General features: G+C 71.7%; 13 protein-coding genes. 7 read left to right on the top strand and 6 right to left on the bottom strand.

Annotated elements, in window-relative coordinates:
- Positions 1–11 precede the first annotated feature (11 nt).
- Genes BJY16_RS26065 through BJY16_RS26055 form a run of 3 tightly spaced genes read right to left on the bottom strand, consistent with a single transcriptional unit; the run spans position 12 to position 2,952 of the window.
- Positions 12–617 carry an urea amidolyase associated protein UAAP2 gene (locus tag BJY16_RS26065; RefSeq protein WP_185042197.1) on the bottom strand — a complete coding sequence of 202 codons (606 nt, stop codon included), beginning with the start codon at positions 615–617 and terminating at the stop codon, positions 12–14.
- A complete protein-coding gene (locus BJY16_RS26060) occupies positions 614–1,402 on the bottom strand; it encodes an urea amidolyase associated protein UAAP1 (RefSeq protein WP_185042196.1) in 789 nt (262 codons plus the stop codon). Before BJY16_RS26060 ends, BJY16_RS26065 begins: the two co-directional genes overlap by 4 nt.
- The gene (locus tag BJY16_RS26055) at positions 1,399–2,952 is read right to left on the bottom strand and encodes an amino acid permease (RefSeq protein WP_185042195.1); all 1,554 of its coding nucleotides are present in this window, start codon (positions 2,950–2,952) and stop codon (positions 1,399–1,401) included. The genes BJY16_RS26060 and BJY16_RS26055 overlap by 4 nt, the downstream gene beginning before the upstream one ends.
- Before the next feature lie 162 nt (positions 2,953–3,114).
- Between BJY16_RS26055 and BJY16_RS26050 the strand changes: the two genes are divergently transcribed.
- Together BJY16_RS26050 and BJY16_RS26045 are read left to right on the top strand one after the other, a co-directional pair.
- Positions 3,115–3,702: a TetR/AcrR family transcriptional regulator gene (locus BJY16_RS26050; protein ID WP_185042194.1), complete on the top strand. Its 588-nt coding sequence runs from the start codon at positions 3,115–3,117 to the stop codon at positions 3,700–3,702.
- 205 nt (positions 3,703–3,907) lie between these two features.
- Positions 3,908–4,357, top strand: a complete 450-nt coding sequence (locus BJY16_RS26045) for a carbohydrate-binding module family 20 domain-containing protein (protein ID WP_185042193.1) — start codon at positions 3,908–3,910, stop codon at positions 4,355–4,357.
- 86 nt (positions 4,358–4,443) lie between these two features.
- Here the strand turns inward: BJY16_RS26045 and BJY16_RS26040 are convergent, their stop codons facing one another.
- Positions 4,444–5,160, bottom strand: a complete 717-nt coding sequence (locus tag BJY16_RS26040; RefSeq protein WP_185042192.1) for a GAF and ANTAR domain-containing protein — start codon at positions 5,158–5,160, stop codon at positions 4,444–4,446.
- Between the two features lie 127 nt (positions 5,161–5,287).
- Between BJY16_RS26040 and BJY16_RS26035 the strand changes: the two genes are divergently transcribed.
- Together BJY16_RS26035 and BJY16_RS26030 are read left to right on the top strand one after the other, a co-directional pair.
- Entirely contained in the window at positions 5,288–7,960 is a 2,673-nt protein-coding gene (locus BJY16_RS26035; protein ID WP_185042191.1) for an MGH1-like glycoside hydrolase domain-containing protein, read from the top strand.
- A 36-nt stretch (positions 7,961–7,996) separates the two neighbouring features.
- Positions 7,997–8,953: a hypothetical protein gene (locus BJY16_RS26030; protein WP_185042190.1), complete on the top strand. Its 957-nt coding sequence runs from the start codon at positions 7,997–7,999 to the stop codon at positions 8,951–8,953.
- A gap of 104 nt (positions 8,954–9,057) precedes the next feature.
- On the opposite strand, the gene BJY16_RS26025 is transcribed toward BJY16_RS26030, so the two are convergent.
- Complete coding sequence (locus BJY16_RS26025; RefSeq protein WP_185042189.1) at positions 9,058–9,477, bottom strand: nitroreductase family deazaflavin-dependent oxidoreductase; 420 nt, start codon at positions 9,475–9,477, stop codon at positions 9,058–9,060.
- A gap of 203 nt (positions 9,478–9,680) precedes the next feature.
- Between BJY16_RS26025 and BJY16_RS26020 the strand changes: the two genes are divergently transcribed.
- Positions 9,681–13,826, top strand: a complete 4,146-nt coding sequence (locus BJY16_RS26020; protein ID WP_185042188.1) for a fibronectin type III domain-containing protein — start codon at positions 9,681–9,683, stop codon at positions 13,824–13,826.
- Positions 13,827–13,902: 76 nt separating this feature from the next.
- Here BJY16_RS26020 and BJY16_RS26015 read toward each other — a convergent pair whose 3' ends face one another.
- Complete coding sequence (locus tag BJY16_RS26015; RefSeq protein ID WP_185042187.1) at positions 13,903–14,160, bottom strand: hypothetical protein; 258 nt, start codon at positions 14,158–14,160, stop codon at positions 13,903–13,905.
- A gap of 329 nt (positions 14,161–14,489) precedes the next feature.
- Between BJY16_RS26015 and BJY16_RS26010 the strand changes: the two genes are divergently transcribed.
- Positions 14,490–16,493: a hypothetical protein gene (locus tag BJY16_RS26010; RefSeq protein WP_185042186.1), complete on the top strand. Its 2,004-nt coding sequence runs from the start codon at positions 14,490–14,492 to the stop codon at positions 16,491–16,493.
- Between the two features lie 194 nt (positions 16,494–16,687).
- Positions 16,688–17,347 carry an HAD family hydrolase gene (locus BJY16_RS26005; protein ID WP_185042185.1) on the top strand — a complete coding sequence of 220 codons (660 nt, stop codon included), beginning with the start codon at positions 16,688–16,690 and terminating at the stop codon, positions 17,345–17,347.
- The last annotated feature ends 46 nt before the right edge of the window (positions 17,348–17,393 follow it).

Genomic DNA, 17,393 nt, shown 5'->3' with positions numbered 1-17,393 from the left:
CGTGCCGGAGGTCAGGGAGCGGTGACCAGCATCCGGACCGGCGTCGGGTCGAAGCCGTTGCACGGGTTGTTGATCTGCGGGCAGTTCGACACCAGGACCAGCACGTCCATCTCGGCGCGCAGGGTCACGGTGAGGCCGGGCGCGGAGATGCCGTCGACGATGCCGAGGCTGCCGTCCGGGTCGACCGGCACGTTCATGTACCAGTTGATGTTGCTGACCAGGTCACGCTTGCCGAGACCCCAGCGGCTGCCCTCGATCAGGAAGTTCTCCACGCAGGCGTGCTGGTGCTTGGTGTGCTGGCCGTACCGGAGGGTGTTGCTCTCCCGGCTGCACGCCCCGCCGACCGTGTCGTGCCGGCCGACCTGGTCGCCGATCACGGTCATCAGCGGGTTGCCCTCGCTGGAGCGCAGCACGCTGCCGGTGGTCAGGAAGATGGTGCCCTGCGCCGCGACGGTGTCCGGCGCCGAGTAGCGTTCGGCGGTGTCGTCCGCGTTGTAGATCAGGCAGTCGACGGCCTGGTTGCCGGCCAGGTCCTCGATGGTCAGCGTCTGACCCTTCCGGATCACCGCGGACCACGGCGCGCGGGCCGGGACGATCTGATCGAGAACGGTCGTCATGCGAGCCCCCGGGCGGTCAGGTAGTCGACGGTGTTGAACAGGGCCCGCTCGGCTTCCGGCGTGCGGGCATCGCGCGGTTCGCTCGGCTTGCCGGGACGGGCGCTTATCCGTACGGGTGAGCAGGTGTATTCCTCGCGCGGGTCGAGCGGATGCGGAACGTTGACGAGCAGCACCGTGACCGGCATCTCGGCGCGCAGCTCGACGACGGCCCCCGGTCCCGCCGAGCCGAGCCAGGTGAAGCCGCCGTCCGCGCCGACCCGGACGCCCTGGAAGAACGAGATGCTCGGCGGCAGGTCCCGGCGGGTCAGCCCGTGCTTGGCGGCGGCGAGGGTGAACAGTTCACGGCCGGCCGGGGTGGCGCTGTGCGGGCTGCCGTCGCCGTACCGTGAAGAATTGCTCGTGAGGGTGGTGGTGCCGCAGAAGGTGTCCGAGCGGTCCGGGGAACCGGCCGTGACCGTCGCCAGGGCGCGCCCCTGGTCGGAGAGAAGCAGGTGCCCCTCCCCCACGTAGGCCTGCCAGAGCACCTTGACCGTGTCGGCGACGTTGAGCCGCTCCCACGGCTCGTCGGCGTTGAACACCAGCACCGAGACGCAGGCGTCGCCGTGGACGTCGGTCAACCGCAGGGTGGTGCCGCGGGCCAGGCGCTTGCTCGCGTAACCGCCGCCGGGAATCGTCTCCTCCCAGGTCAGCCCGGTGCTGGCCGGGACCGTGGGCATGCACTCGACGACGGTGCCGCCCTGGGCGCGGGCGTGCTCCCGGGCCCCGGTGGTGGTGGCGGTGCTCATGCGGGCTCTCCTTCGACGACGGCCGGGACGGCGGCCGGGAACGACGGCAGGTGCAGCGACAGCGCGCGGGTGCGGTAGCGCAGGTAGGCGAGGCCGCCGGCGAGCAGCGCGCCGCCGACGAAGATCAGCGAGAAGTAGTGCAGGTACCAGTGGGTGCCGGCCGGGTCGTAGACCTCCTGGCGGGGCCAGCCGAGGTTGAGGATCATGCCGAGGCCGTAGAGGACGGCGACCGCGTTGACCACGATCCCGAACTTGCCGAGCGAGAAGAGCTTGCCGCCGCGTTCGGTGGTGGCGGCCTCGGCGCCGGCCGGCCAGCCCTTGATCCGGCGGATCAGCAGCGGGATGGTGACCAGGGCGTAGGCGAGGTAGAGCAGCACGATGCAGACGCTGGTCAGCGCGGTGAACAGGGCCGCCTGTCCGATGTTGACCAGCAGGACCCCGGCCGCGCCGGCGCCGACCACGATGGCCGGCAGCGCCGGGGTGCCGGTGCGCGGGTTGACCTTGCTGAGCGCGGCGGAGAACGGCAGCACGCCGTCCCGGGCCATCGAGAAGACCATCCGGCTGCCGGCGGTCTGGATGGCCAGGGTGCAGACCGCGACCGCGATCGCCACGTCGATCAGCAGGATCTTGCCGCCGGTCTCGCCGAGGCGGCTGGTCAGCACGTAGGGCAGGCCCTCGGTGGCCAGCCGGCCGTCGGTCAGGCTGGGCGCGGCCATCAGCGCGACCAGCAGCATCAGGCCGCCGCCGATGCCGGACGCGGCGAGCGCCCGCAGGATCGTGCGGGGCGCGGTGTGCCGCGGGTCGCGGGTCTCCTCGCTGAGCTCGCCGGCGCTGTCGAAGCCGACCACCACGTAGGCCGCCATCAGGGCGGAGACCAGGAACGGGCCGACGTACGAGGCGCCGTCGCCCATGCCGCCGGTGTCGAACACGACGCCCGGCCCGCGCTCCACGTTGAACAGCAGCAGCACGATCACCGCGACCACGCCGATGATCTCCAGGGTCACCCCGGTGCTGTTGATGATCGCCATGAGCCGGACGCCGATCACGTTCACCAGCGTGGTGAGCACGATCAGGATCGAGCCGAGCAGCACCGCGTTGGTGGCGCCGCTGGCCGAGGTGAGCGCCGGGTCGCCGCCGACCAGCTGGAAGCCGGACCAGATCTGCGGCAGCACCACCTGCAGCGCGATCGCCGCGGCGGCCACCGTGACGATCTGCGCGATGATCATCACCCAGCCGGCGAACCAGCCGACCGTGGCGTTGGAGAGCCGGCGCGACCACTGGTAGATGCAGCCGGAGAGCGGGTAGCGGGCGGCCAGTTCGGCGAAGTTGAGCGCCACCATGAACTGGCCGAGGAAGACCAGCGGCCAGGTCCAGAAGAACGCCGGCCCGCCGAACGAGAAGCCGAAACCGAAGAGCTGGAAGACCGTGGTGAGGATCGAGACGAAGGAGAACCCGGCGGCGAACGACGCGTAGCTGCCGATGCTGCGGCGCAGCTCCGGCTCGTATCCGAAGCCGCGCAGGTCAGCGGCGTCAGTGGTGGATGTGGTCATACCGTCTCCCGGAGGTCCGGCGAATACCTGTCGGTTGACAGATTCTGTGACCGGACATCGACCGTGGTTTCTCGGCGGTAAACCTTGGGTTGCCTACTGTGTCGCGACGGTTACATCGATCCGGCGACGGAAGTGCGGGCGGCCGCGTGACACGATGCGGTGGTGAGTTCCCCGACCGCCTCCGTCGGCCGGCCCCGATCCGGCGCCCGCCGGCTGCCCACCGGGTCCGCCCGCGACGAGATCCTGGACGCCGCCGCCGAGCTGTTCGCCGAGCGGGGTTACGCGGCCACCTCGACCCGGATGATCGCCGAGATGGTCGGTGTGCGGCAGGCCTCGCTCTACTACCACTTCAAGACCAAGGAGCAGATCCTCGCCGAGCTGCTCGAGTCCACCGTCCGGCCGTCGGTGGACTACGCGTCGTCACTGCCCGAGCAGGGCCTGGACCCGGCCGAGGCGTTGCGCGCGCTGGTCCGCTACGACGTGGGGGTGCTGCTCGGCGCCCGATGGAACGCCGGCATCCTCTACGCCCTGCCGGAGATCGCCACCGAGCCGTTCACCCGATTCCGCGCCGAGCGGGAGCGGCTGCGCCTCGCCTACCGCCGGCTGGCCGGCGGCGACGTCCCCGGCGACCTGGTGCTCGGCCTGGTGGAGAGCGTCATCGGGATGCGCCGCGACCTGGCCACCCTCCCGCCGCACGAGGAACTCCAGGAGGCCGTCGCCACGGCGGCACTCCGGCTCACCACGCTGTAAATTCTTGCAAATCTTGCACCCCCGTTAGCAAGATACTGTGACGCGACGGTGACTTCTTGACGCAGCTCACAGCTTCTCACCATGCCTTGACCGGGGTCTCACGAGTGACCAGTGTGGAGAGTGCCTGCCGCGCGACACCGGTCGCGGTCTGCAAACACTTCCATCCTTTGCAGGATCTGGCAGGCTGTTTGACTGAGGAGACTTCATGCAGAACCGCATCGCCGTCCGGGCCGGCGTCGTCGCCGGGCTCGTCGCCGGCGTCCTCGGGGCCGGCGGTCCCGCCCTGGCCGCCCCGGCCGTCACCGCGGCGCCGGTGACCGCCGGCGCCGCCGAGGTCACGCCGATCGCCGCCACCTTCAACGTCACCGCCGACTTCACCAGCTGGGGCCAGACGGTGGCGGTGGTCGGCAACATCCCGGCGCTCGGCGGCTGGGACACGGCCAAGGCCGTCCCGCTCAGCACCACCGGCACCACCTTCCCGGTCTGGACCGGTGGCGCCGCGCTGCCGCCCAACACCTACGTCGAGTTCCAGTACATCGTGAAGAACCCGAACGGCAGCGTCGCCCGCTGGGAGAAGAGCTACCAGCAGAACCGGCGCACGATCACGCCGCCGACCGGCACCTACGTCACGCACGACACCTTCGGCGGGTACTGATCCGGCCGCGCCGCGCCGAGAGATATGGCCTAGATACCTCTCGGCGCGGCACCCGGCAGTATCCCATCCGCCGCTCCGGCCGGCCGTCAGCACGTGCCCGGCGGCCGCCGGTCCGGGCGCAGCTCCCGGGTCGCGGTCAGGTGCCGGACCACGTCGATGAGCTTGGTCCCGGTCCGCTGGCTGACCTGGATCAGCAGGCGGAAAGCCTGGTCGGCGTCGGCCGAGTACCGCTCCATCAGGATCCCCTTGGCCTGGCCGATCAGGTCGCGCACCTCGATGGTGTGCCCGCACTGCTCCTGCTGCTTCGCCCCGGAGAGGGCGACCGCCGCGTGCGCCGCGAAGAGCCGGCCGACGTGCTCGGCCTCGTCGCCGAAGGCGCCGGGCTCGCACGAGTACAGGTTGAGCGCGCCGAGCGTGTCGTCCTCGACGTAGAGCTGGAACGACAGCATGCTGCGGACGCCCAGCTCGGCGGCCCGCGCGGCGAAGACCGGCCACCGGTCCTCGCCGGCCATGTCGGCGACCTTGACCATCCGGTCGTCGTAGATCGCCTGCAGGCACGGTCCCTGGCCGGTGTCGTACTGCGCCTGGTCGATCTGCCGGACCACCTCGTCGGTCGCGGCGCGGGTGTCGACGTCCCGGTGGTGCTCGACCACCATGAGCCCGGCGTACCGGCTGCCGGGCACGGTGTCCACCGCGGTCGTGGTGATCGCGTCCAGGGTGTGCCGTTCGTCCGGTTCGGTCTGCAGTGACCGGGCCACCTCGCTCAACGCGACGGCCAGGTCGTCGCCCGGGATGTCTCTCATCGCCCCGCCTTCCCCCGTTCAGCCCCCGTATGCCCGCCTCACCAGCGGATACGCCAAACCGGACCGGGTCATGCTTCGGACAGCCAGGAGCGCCCTACTGATCTCCGGAGCGGCGCACGCTGAGGGCATGGCTGAGAGTTCCGGCGCCGAGCAGCGACGCCTCCGGGATGCCGACACCGCCGCCGTGCCGTGGCGGCGGTGGGGGCCGTACGTCAGTGACCGGCAGTGGGGCACGGTCCGGGAGGACTACAGCCCGGGCGGGGACGCCTGGTCCTACCTGAGCCACGACATGGCGCGGTCGCGGGCCTACCGCTGGGGCGAGGACGGGATCGCCGGGTTCTGCGACGACCAGCAGTGGCTGTGCCTGGCCGTCGCGCTGTGGAACGGGCACGACCCGATCCTCAAGGAACGCTTCTTCGGGCTGACCAACCAGGAGGGCAACCACGGGGAGGACGTCAAGGAGTACTACTTCTACGTCGACGGGACGCCGACCCACTCGTACATGCGGATGCTCTACAAATATCCGCACCGCGCCTTCCCGTACGAGGAACTCGTCGTCACGAACGGCCGGCGGGACCGCACCCAGTACGAGTACGAGCTGCTCGACACCGGGATCTTCGCCGAGGACCGGTACTTCGACGTGGAGATCGAATACGCGAAGGCGGCCCCGGAGGACATCCTGGCCCGGATCACCGTGCACAACCGGGGTCCCGAGACCGCCACCCTGCGGGTGCTGCCCACCCTGTGGTTCCGCAACATCTGGTCCTGGGACCGGCCGGAGCCGCGACCCGAGCTGCACGCGGCCGCCCGCAACGGCGCCGCGCCGGTCGTCGAGGCGGTCCACCAGCGGCTCGGCACCCGCCGGCTGACCTGCCTGGGCGCGCCCGACCTGCTGTTCACCGAGAACGACACGAACACCGACCGGGTGTTCCACCGGCCGAACGGCAGCCCGTTCGTCAAGGACGCGATCGACCGCTACGTGGTGCACGGCGAGACGGCCGCGGTCAACCCGGCGGCCACCGGCACCAAGGTCGCCGCCGACTACACCCTGCACGTGCCGGCCGGCGGGACCGGCGTGGTCCGGGTCCGCCTCAGCGAGCAGGCGGTGACCTCCTCGGACGCCGAGTTCGACGCGCTCGTGCAGACCCGGCGCGACGAGGCCGACGAGTTCTACCAGCAGGTGCTCGCCCCGCAGCTGAGCGCCGCGGAGCGGCAGGTGGCCCGGCAGGCGCTGGCCGGCCTACTGTGGAGCAAACAATATTTCGGGTACGACGTGGAGCGCTGGCTGACCGGGCACGGCAAGGATCCGCTGGAGGCCGGGCCGACCCGCAACGGCGAATGGTTCCACATGATCTGCCACGACGTGATCTCCATGCCGGACAAGTGGGAGTATCCCTGGTTCGCCGCGTGGGACCTGGGCTTCCAGGCCGTGGCGCTGAGCATGGTCGACGCCGAGCTGGCCAAGAGCCAGCTGAGCCTGCTGCTCAGCCGGCGCTACCTGCACCCCAACGGGCAGATCCCGGCGTACGAGTGGAACTTCGGCGACGTCAACCCGCCGGTCCACGCGTGGGCGGCACACCTGGTCCACGAACTGGAGAAGGCGCGCACCGGGCGGGGCGACCACGACTGGCTGGAGTCGGTGTTCCACCAGCTGGCCCGCAACTTCAGCTGGTGGGTGAACCGCAAGGACGCCGACGGCAACAACGTCTTCCAGGGCGGCTTCCTCGGCCTGGACAACATCGGGGTGTTCGACCGCAGCAGCACGTCGCTGCCCACCGGCGGCACCATCGACCAGGCGGACGGGACCGCGTGGATGGCGCTGTACTGCCAGAGCATGCTGCAGATCGCCCTGGAGCTGTCGGTGCGCGACCCGGTCTACGTCGAGCAGGCGCAGGCGTACTTCGAGCATTTCGCCTGGATCGCCGTGGCGGTCAACCGCAAGTCGAGCACGGCGGCGCTCTGGGACGACGAGGACGGGTTCTTCTACGACCTGCTGCGGCTGCCCGACGGCGAGACGCGCCGGCTGCGGATCCGCTCGATGGTGGGGCTGCTGCCGCTGGCCGCGGCCACCGTGTACGACCCGGCGTTGCTGGCCCGGTTCCCGAGGCTGCTGGAGAACGCCCGGGACTTCGTGTCCCGCCACCCCAGCATCAGCTCGGTGCTGACCCGCGACGAACAGTTGCTGGCGTTCTTCGACGAGGACCGGCTGCGGCGGATCCTGGCCCGGATGCTCGACGAGGAGGAGTTCCTCAGCCCGTACGGGATCCGGTCGCTGTCCCGCTGGCATCGCGAGCACCCGTTCGCCTTCCCGGTCCGGGACGACGTCTACCGGGTGTCCTATCTGCCCGCCGAATCGGACAGCGGGATGTTCGGCGGCAACTCGAACTGGCGCGGCCCGATCTGGTTCCCGGTCAACATGCTGATCATCCGCTCGCTGCTCAATCTCTATCTGGCGTACGGCGACGAGTTCACCGTCGAGTGCCCGACCGGCTCCGGGCAGCGGATGACCCTGTTCCAGGTGGCCCGGGAGCTGTCCGACCGGCTGACCCGGATCTTCCTGCCGGACCCGGACGGCCGCCGGCCCTGCTACGGCGGGCAGGACATCTTCGCCACCGAGCACTGGCGGGACCTGATCACGTACTCCGAGTACTTCCACGGCGACAACGGGGCCGGCCTCGGCGCCGCGCACCAGACCGGCTGGACCGGGCTGGTGGCGCTGCTGCCGAACCTGTTCGCCGGGGTGGCCGGGCCGGAACTGCTGGACCAGCGGATGTCCGGGCTCTTCCCGGACCGCAAATAGCTTGCCCGCGGCGGGCACCCGACACAGGATGTCGGGATGCGATCGCCGCTGCAGGGCGGGTTGCCGCCGGCCGGGGCGGTGGCCGGCGCGGTGGTGGAGATCGCCTGCGACGAGTCCGGCTTCTCCGGGACGAACCTGCTGCGCTCCGGCGCCCCGGTGATCACCCACGCCAGCGTCGACCTGAGCGTGCCCGAGGCGGCCGAACTGGTCGGCGCCCTGCGCTTCTCGCCGCACGAATTGAAGTCCGGCCGGTTCCTGCGCCGGCATGACGCGGCCCTCGACCGGCTCCTGGCGGCGGTTGCCGGCCGGGCCCTGGTGCACCTGATCGACAAGGAGTTCTTCCTGGTCACCCGGGTGGTCGACCTGCTGCTCGGCGAGCCCTCCTACGCGGCTGGGACCAGCCTGGCGCCGGAGCACCGGGCGGCGGCGCTCACCCTGTACCGGTCCGGGCGCGCCGGCGGCCCGGCCTGGGACGGCTTCCTGGCCGCCTTCGTCGATCTGGTGCAGACCCGGCGGCGACGGCCCGACCCACGGGTGGCGGACCGGTTCCTGCAGGCCCGCGACGGACTGCTCGGCACCGGCCCGGACGCCGACGCGGTCCTCACCGGACTGCGGCCGGAGGCGGTGCGGCAGGTGATGACCCGGCTCGACGACGAGGACCGGTCGATGCCGCCACCGCTGGAGCCGATGCTGCCGGCCCTCGCCGAGACGGTCCTGCACTGGAGCGGCGGGTGGCGGCGGGTGCTGGTCGTCCACGACGAGCAGAGCGCCCTGACCGCCGACCGCCTCACCCGCCTCCAGCAGGCCCTGGCCAGCGACGGCCCGTCGCCGCTGGCCGGCCTGCTGATGACCGATTCCCGGGACGACGCCCGGGTCCAGGTCGCCGACCTGCTGGCCGGGCTGGCCCGCCGCCGACCGGCCCTGATCGGCGGCGATCTGCTGTCCCCGACCTCGCTGATCCCCCCGACGTCGCTGATCCCCGGACCTCGCTGATCGGCCGGGGCCAGTGGTGCTCCGGCCGTACTTCAATCCCCTGGGCCGGTGGGTGCTCCGGCCGTACCGGGAAATGTCGGTCGTGGGCCGGAGCGGGCCGGGAGTCAGGCGCGGGTCAGCTCGAGGACCGGGATGGTGCGGATGCCGGCGGTCTTCTGGGCGTACTCGGCGAAGTTCGAGTAGAGGCGGGACTGCTCGTAGTAGATGCGGTCGCGTTCGTCGCCGGTGACCTCGCGGACCTTGACGTCGTAGGTCTCGGTGCCACGTTCGACGGCGCCCTTGCCGGCCGTGATCAGGTTGTAGTACCAGTCCGGGTTGTCCGGGGCGCCGGCCTTCGAGGCGAAGATGTAGATGACGTCGTCGTCGTTCTCGTGCGGCAGGTACATCAGCGGGATGACCAGCTCCCGGCCGGTCTTGCGACCCTTGTTGTGGACCAGCACCATCGGCGCGCCCTCGAAAGGCCCGCCGACCCGGCCCTCATTGGCCCGGAACTCTTCGATGATCTTGGCGTTCCAGTCGCTCATTCCGGCGTATCCCATTCTCGTGAACCAGCGTGTGCTGATCCATCTTGCCGTTGATCTCCACGGTGCGCTCGCTCCGGGCGAACCTGCTGCCACCGGCGCTCTAGCCTGACTTTTAGCCCTTCCGCCTGATTTTCCGGGTTTTCCGTACCGGGCCGGTTCCGCCCTAGATAGTGGGGGCGGGCAGACGCGGGGAGTGGAGCGGCATGTCGGTGGAGAGGCTGCGCCGTCGCGCGGCGGGAATCCTGGTCCTGCTGGTCAGCGGGCTGTGCGTGCTGGTCGGAGTGACCCGGGCAGCGGCGTCGGCACAGGTCGAGGCGATCACCGGGCTGCTCACCTATACGGCCGACGCGGACGGAGCGATCTGGCGGATCCGCCCCGACGGCGATCTCACCCTGCTGTCCGACCCTGATGACAACGGGCCGGCGCGGGACATCGCGGTGGGCAAGGACGGTTTCGTGTACGCCGTCGTCGCCGATCCCGCGAAGGTCGTCCGGTTCGCGCCGGACGGGGCAACGGTGGACTGGGGCTCGGGGCAACTGACCGACCCGACCGGGATCGACGTCGATCAGACCACCGGCCACGTGTACGTCAGCGACTCCACCGGGGTGCATGAGTTCGACGACGAGGGCAATGAGACCCCGGTATCGATCCCCGGCCTGGTCAGCGCGAAGGGTGTCGCCATCGACCCGGCCGGCGTCATGTTCGTCGCCGACTTCAACGCCGACACCGGGCACACGACGGTGCGCCGGGTGGAGAACGGCGAGCCCTCCGTCGTGGGCAGCCCGTTCACCTTTGGTGTGACCACGGCGATCGACGTCGACAGCCACGAGAACGTGTATCTCGCCGCGCCTCTCCGAGGCGAATACGAGAAGGTGAGCCCGGGCGGGACCCGTTCGGTGGTCGCTCAGCCCAACGGCAGCGTGGGCGGCGTCGCCGTGGACGCGCACGACAACGTGTGGGCAGCTGATCCCGATCTTGGCACGGTGTCCCGGATCAGCGGGGACGACGCTCTCGACCCTTCGACGATCACCCAGCTCACCTCGCCGACCGCAGTCGACACCTGGACCGTGCCGCTGCCACCGGCTTCGGTGACGGCGATGGCGCGCGACGAGGCGGTCGAGGTGAGGTGGACCGCCAGCGACGCCAACGGATCGCACGCGGTCACCCGATACACGGCCCGGGTGGTCGGGACCGAACGCACGTGCACCACCACCGGGACGAGCTGCACCATCTCCGGACTGAGCAACGATGTTGCATACACGGTCACGGTGGCCGCCACCAACACCGGAGCCAATGATGTCGGGCAGTCCGCGCCCAGCGCCGCGTCGGACCCGGTCACCCCGCACGAGCCGACCTATCCCAGCAGCCCGACCCTGACCGCCCAGTCCGGCAACGCGGAGGCGGCGCTCACCATCACGCCGGGCGACGACGGCGGCAGCCCGGTGATCAGGTGGGAGGTGTCGCAGGACCGGGACGCCTGGACGACACTGACGACCACACCATCCGGGGAGGACCTGACCGCGACCGTCACCGGCCTCGCGAACAGCTACGCGGTGACGCTCTGGGTGCGGGCGGTCAACGCGGTCGGACCGAGTGTCTCCCAGCCCATCGAGGTCACACCGATGCCGGAACTGCCCGGCGCCCCGGCCTCGCTGACCGCCGCCCCGGGAAACCAGAGCGCACGCCTCCTGTTCAACCCGCCGGAGGACGACGGCGGCTCGCCGATCGACCACTACGAGGTGAAGATCGACGAAGGCGACTGGGAAACGGTCTACTCCGCGCCGGCCGACGGGGGCGCCCTGCGGGCCGACGTGCTCGGGCTGGACAACGGAACCACCTACACGGTGCACCTGCGGGCCGTGAACGCTCTGGGGCCCGGTGCGGGGATCACCGACGAGGTGACGCCGGCGACCGCCCCCGACGCGCCGGCCGACGTGACCACCAGCCCGCAGGACGAAGGCGCCATCCTGGAGTTCGCGCCGCCCGCCGAGGACGGCGGCGCGGCCGTCGACTACTACGAGGTGGCCACGGCCGATGACGCATGGGAGCGGGCGACGCTCAGCCCGGCCGAGGAGCAGGGCCGGTGGCAGGCCACCGTGACCGGCCTGACCAACGGGCAGACCTATTGGCTGAAGCTGCGCGCGGTGAACAGCCAGGGACCCGGCGCGGAGACCGGCGCGTGGGCCTATCCGGCGGCCGTCCCCGGCAAGCCGACCGGCGTGATCCTGACGCCCCGGGTGCGGGGCGCCCGCATCGTCTTCACGACGCCGGACGACGGCGGCTCCGGCATCACCGGCTACGAGTACTCCGTCGACAACGGCGGCACCTGGCACGAGCTGCACGCATCCCCGAACGTCGAGGACGAAAGCCGCGCCACGCTGGAGAGCTACCTGAACGACCTGACCGGCCGCGTCCAGTATTCGGTGCGGGTCCGCGCCACCAACTCGCGGGGCACCGGGCCGGCTTCGGACGCCGCCACGGTCACTCCGATCGGCACGCCGCTCGCGCCCACCGACCTGACCGCCACGGCGCGGCGCCTGGACGACGCCTACGGCTACGGTTCCGCAACCGTGGTGTTCGAGCCGCCGACGGACACCGGCGGCAGCGAGATCACCGGGTACCAGCTGACCCCCGACGACGGTGAAACCTGGTTCGACCTGGACGTCACCCCGACCGGCGAGGGTGCGACAACCCTGCGCGGCAGCATCGACTGGCTGATGGAGGGCGAAACTTACGCGGTACGGGTCCGTGCCGTGAACGACGCCGGGGAGGGTGATCCGAGCGAGTCGTACAGCCTGGCGGCGAAGTGGCCGCCCGGCACGCCAGGAGCGTTCTACGCGGTGCCGGGGAACCAGGAGGCGCTGCTGGTCTTCGGTCAGCCCGACTCGGGCGGCGACCCGATCACGTCCTATGAGGTGAGCATCGACGGCGGGGATTGGACCGCCCTGGACTGGCGGTCATCGGACGACCGGGAGGATCTGGTCGCGACGCTGACCGGGCTGGCCAACGACGTCGAATTGTCCGTCCAGCTGCGCGCCCGCAACTCGCTGGGCGTCGGCGAGCCGGTGTCCACCACGTTCACTCCGTCCGCTGCGGCCGTCATGCCCGAGGAGCCTGCCGAGGATCCGATCGAGGAACCGGTCGAGGAACCGTCCGAGTCACCAACACCCGAGCCCTCACCGGAACCGTCGGCCGAGACACCGAGCCCGGAACCGTCGCCCAGCATCACGACCGCGTCGCCGTCGCCCTCGGTCAGCACGCCGTCGCCGACACCGGCACCGTCCCCTTCGCCGACGCCTTCTCCGACGACTCCTTCGCCGTCCCCCACGCCGACGACTCCATCCCCGTCGCCCACGCCCACCACAGCATCGCCGTCGCCCACGCCGACGACACCGTCCTCGACCCCGACGACTCCTGGGCCATCCCCGTCGGCCACGACGGCCGCACCCACTCCGTCCGTTACGAGCGCTTCGCCCACCCCATCGGCGACCAGCGCGTCGCCGACACCCTCGACAACGAGCGCGTCGCCGACCCCATCGGCGACCACGCCGTCCCCGTCGCCCTCGGCGGCCAGCCCGTCCGCGACGCCGTCCCCCACACCGTCCGCGACCCCGTCGGCCACCCCCAGCCCCTCGGAATCCGCCGCTCCCCCGGGCTCGCCGAGCGGCGTCACCGCCCAGGCCGGCATCTCCTCGATCGTGGTTTCCTGGAACCCGCCCGCTGACGCCTCCGGCGTCGCCCGCTACCGGGCGATGACCGAACCCGGCCCGGGCACCTGCACCTCCAGCGGCACCAGCTGCGTGATCGGCGCCGCGGCCGGCACTTCCTACACCGTCACCGTCGTCGCGCTCGGCAAGGGCGGCGAGTCGGCGGCCTCCGCCGCGTCGAACACGGTCACCCCGACCACCCCGGCGATCCCGGACACCGTCCCCAACACCGACAAACCACTCACCACACCGGCCGGCACCAGCAACACGGTGGCGCCCGGCGGCACGGTGACGATCAAGGGCAAGGGGTACGCCCCGTTCTCCACGGTCACCGTCACGCTCTACTCCGACCCGTTGGAGCTGGGCACCGCCACCGCGGACGCCGCCGGTGAGATCAGCCTGACCGTCACCATCCCGGCCGGGGTCCCGGTCGGCACCCACTCGATCGTCGCCTCCGGCGTGGACTCGAACGGCAACGCCCTGGTCCGCCGCCTCGACGTGAAGGCCGCCGCGAAGGACACGACCACCACGACGAAGCCGCTGCCCACGACCGGACCGGCCGTACTGTGGCTGCTCATCGCCGGCAGCGCGATCACCGCGACCGGCGCCGCGGCCCGTATCCTGGCCGCCCGCCGCAGCTGACCCTCGCGGCCCGGATCCTGGCTGCCCGCAGCTGACCCTCGCGGTCGGCGCCGTCCGTGACGGCGCCGGCCGCGGCCTAACTCGCGGTGATCTTCACCCGGCCGTCGAGCGTCAACCGGCCCCGGGAGCAGGTGACCCGCAACCGGCCGGCCGGCGTGCCACCGGGCACGAACTTCACCCGGCCCGCCGCGGTCACCACCGCTTTGCCGACGCTGGCCGCGCGGGCCGCCGGCATCGCGACGGCGATCCCCTCACCGACCAGCAGCACCGTGCCCTCGGTCGTCCCGGCCCGCCGCAACACCCGGCGCCGCACGCGCACCTCGATCACACTCACCGCGCCACCCACGTTTCCACCAGCCACCACGCCGCGCTGAACCCCGGCGATGGCGACCGACCATACTGGATCATGCTCGATCCAGCCATCGGCCGGGAGCAGGTATTTCGATCACGTTCCGGCCACGGTCAGCGGGGCGGTGACCTGGACCGGGACGTCTCCGGGCGGCAGGCGACTCGCGGCGGCGACGCCCGGAACGAGCCGCACGTGCCGCGAGCGTGAGCCACCGCCGCCACCGGACGACGAGGCCCGCCGACCAGCAGCGGTGAATGCCACGAGAAGGTGACGCCCGCTGGCGCTGGGGGGCCGGGACCTCCATGATCTAGCGCATGACGGAGACCCGCGCGCTGCGTGACATCGACTGGGCGACGGTGGAGCGGGGCTTCGTCGTACGGAAAATGCTCCTCGATCTGACCGGAAGTGATCAGGCGGCCCGGACCCGGGCGCTGCGCGAGCTGCGGCGGCTCGCGCCGGACGGTGGCGATGTGCAGCCATGGGTGGTGACCGCGCTGCCGATCCTGCTGGATCTGGTGGCCGACCGCGATCAGCCGGACCGGGGGCCGATCCTGTGCCTGATCGGGGACCTGGCCGGCGCGGACCGGACCTGGCAGCTGACCGGGGAGACGCTGCGCGCCAAGCAGCTGCTGGCCGGGCACGCCGGGCTGACCGACCTGCTCACCGACGAGGATCCGCAGGTCCGGGAGGCGGCCGCCTACACGTTGCGGGCGGTGACCCGGCTGGCGCCCGGCCTGCTCTGGGATCGGTACGTCGAGGAGCCCGACCCCGCGGTCCGGGTCACGCTGATCCGCAGCTGTGTGCTCGCCGGCGCGGTCGGCAGCGGCTACGAGCCGACCAAGCAGCGGCTCGCCTGGGTCGCCGGCAGCGACACCGACCTGCGGGTCCGGATCACCGCGCTGACCGAGCTGATGGCCCTGCTCAACCCGCCGCCGTTCGACGTGGAGACGGCGCGGGAGACGCTGCTGGCCGCCTACCGGGAGGGGCTGAACCGGGAGCCGGAGCCGCTCGACGACGAGATCGCGCCGCTGCTGGCCGGGCGGCGGATGGCGGCGCGGCAGTGGACGCCCGGCTACAACCAGGTGCTCAGCGCGATCCGGGCGACCTACCGCAACGACGCCGCCGCGCACCGGGACCTGCTCGAACAGATGCTGGCCCTGGACGCCTGGGACGCCCAGCAGGACGCGCTGTACGCGGCGCGGACCCTGGTGCAGCGGCTGCGCGGACCCTACGGGCCGATCGTGTCGCGGGCCGCGGAACTGCTGCGCGACGGCGATCCGCAGGTGCGGGCGGCGGCGATGCGGCTGCTGCACGGCATCGACGAGCTGGCCCGGCCGGCCGCCGACGCGGTCTGGGCCACGCTGCCGCCGGCCGACCAGCGGATCCGGCCGGGAGTCGACGACAGCCCGTTCGCCTGGGTCACCCTGGGCACCCAGGGCCCCGAACTCGGCCCGGCCGCGCAACTGCTCGCCGAGCTGCGTGACGACCGGGTCCTGCCGATGCTGGAACGCCTGCTCGACGAGATCCCGGAGACGGTCGGCCTGCACCGCGGCATCGCCGGGTTCGGGGTGCGGGCCCGCGGCACCAGCCGCACGCTGCGGCGGCACCTGCGGAGTCTGCGGCCGGAGACGTTCGCCGAGGCGTGGCGCTACGAGACCCATCGGGCGAACCTGCTGCGCGCGCTGACCGCCGTCGCCCCGAACGAGGCCGCCGAACACCTCGCCGACAAGTCGATCGACGTGGCCACGCTCGGCCTGCTGGCCCGCGCCGGCCGGGCCGCGACCGCCCGGATCCCGGACATCCGGACCACGCTGACCTGCGGCGACCCCACCCTGGAACTGGCCGCGGCGCGGGCGGTCTGGCTGGTGGCCGGGGACGCCGAGGCGGCCACCGAGGTCTACGACCGTTACTTCGACGACCGCACCGCCCAGCCGGAGCACGCGGTCGCCGCCATCGACGGCCTCAAGGAACTGGGCATCCGGGTCAAGAGCCGGGTCCGGAGGCTGTCCGCGCTGACCGGCAGCCGCACCGACGGCGCGGTCGCCGCGGCCGCCGCGGATGCCCTGTGGTGGATCGCCGGCAAGCGCGACGCGGCCCAGCGCCTCGGTCGCGTCTGGGAGTCGAAACCGCTGGTCCGGCCGCGGATCGCCCGGCTCTGGGTGGAGACCGGCGACGCGCGGCACGTGGCTCGCTGCGCGCAGGCCGAGCTGGCGACGGCGCTCCGGCACAACCTGAGCGCGCACGGCGTCCTGGCCGGCAAGATCGGCGACGACGAGCGGTTGCTGGCGCTCTGCCGCAAGCTGTCCGGCGCGAGATAGCGGCTGCTCACGGTCAGTTCGATTTCCGGTACGCGGTAGGCGCCGCGGTCGCCCCGAATCGCGACCTCTCGCGCCTCGCCGAGTCCAGGCGGCTCGCGCCTCGCCGGCTCCTGACCGTTCGCGTTCCGCCGGCTCGGGATCACGTCACGGTCCGGCGGCGCTTCAGGTGGGAGCGGGGTGGGTACAGGGACCAGGTGGCCGACACCGCGATCTTCGACGTCGACGGCACGCTCGTCGACACCAACTATCAGCACGCCATCGCCTGGTACCGGGCGTTCCGGCGGCACGAACTCACCGTGCCGGTCTGGCGGATCCACCGGGCCATCGGGATGGGCGGCGACCAGCTCGTCCCGGCGGTCGCGGGCGACGACGCCGAGCGGCGCCACGGTGACGCGCTGCGGGAGGCCCAGACCGAGGAGTTCGACCGGCTGATCGACGAGGTACGCCCGTTCGACGGCGCCCGCGAGCTGATCGAGGAGGTCAAGTCCCGCGGCTTCCGGGTGGTGCTGGCCAGTTCCGGCCGCAAGCAGCACGTCGAGCACTTCCTCGACCTGGTCGGCGGCCGGCCGATCGCGGACGCCTGGACCAGCGCCGACGACGTGGAGCGCAGCAAACCGGCGCCGGACCTGGTCGCCACCGCGATGGAGCGGGCCGGCGGAGCCTCCGGCGTGATGATCGGCGACTCGACGTGGGACTGCGTCGCCGCCCGCAAGCTGGACGTGCCGACCCTCGCCGTCCGCACCGGCGGTTTCTCCGCCGAGGAACTGACCGACGCCGGCGCCGTCCGCGTCTTCGACTCCCTGATCGATCTCCGCAAGGCCCTCGACGAGACCGCCCTCGGCTCACCGAGCTGACGCCGGCCGCACCCCGCACGGCGGGGACGAGACCGTCGAGGTGCGT

The organism is Actinoplanes octamycinicus, from assembly GCF_014205225.1.
Classification (GTDB): domain Bacteria; phylum Actinomycetota; class Actinomycetes; order Mycobacteriales; family Micromonosporaceae; genus Actinoplanes; species Actinoplanes octamycinicus.
This window is presented reverse-complemented; position numbering and strand designations above follow the sequence as displayed.

Excerpts from the sequence above, each read along its gene's own strand:
- BJY16_RS26065 (WP_185042197.1), bottom strand. The coding sequence starts at position 617 with ATGACGACCGTTCTCGATCAGATCGTCCCGGCCCGCGCGCCGTGGTCC.
- BJY16_RS26060 (WP_185042196.1), bottom strand. The coding sequence starts at position 1,402 with ATGAGCACCGCCACCACCACCGGGGCCCGGGAGCACGCCCGCGCCCAG.
- BJY16_RS26055 (WP_185042195.1), bottom strand. The coding sequence starts at position 2,952 with ATGACCACATCCACCACTGACGCCGCTGACCTGCGCGGCTTCGGATAC.
- BJY16_RS26045 (WP_185042193.1), top strand. The coding sequence starts at position 3,908 with ATGCAGAACCGCATCGCCGTCCGGGCCGGCGTCGTCGCCGGGCTCGTC.
- BJY16_RS26040 (WP_185042192.1), bottom strand. The coding sequence starts at position 5,160 with ATGAGAGACATCCCGGGCGACGACCTGGCCGTCGCGTTGAGCGAGGTG.
- BJY16_RS26035 (WP_185042191.1), top strand. The coding sequence starts at position 5,288 with ATGGCTGAGAGTTCCGGCGCCGAGCAGCGACGCCTCCGGGATGCCGAC.
- BJY16_RS26030 (WP_185042190.1), top strand. The coding sequence starts at position 7,997 with ATGCGATCGCCGCTGCAGGGCGGGTTGCCGCCGGCCGGGGCGGTGGCC.
- BJY16_RS26025 (WP_185042189.1), bottom strand. The coding sequence starts at position 9,477 with ATGAGCGACTGGAACGCCAAGATCATCGAAGAGTTCCGGGCCAATGAG.
- BJY16_RS26020 (WP_185042188.1), top strand. The coding sequence starts at position 9,681 with ATGTCGGTGGAGAGGCTGCGCCGTCGCGCGGCGGGAATCCTGGTCCTG.
- BJY16_RS26010 (WP_185042186.1), top strand. The coding sequence starts at position 14,490 with ATGACGGAGACCCGCGCGCTGCGTGACATCGACTGGGCGACGGTGGAG.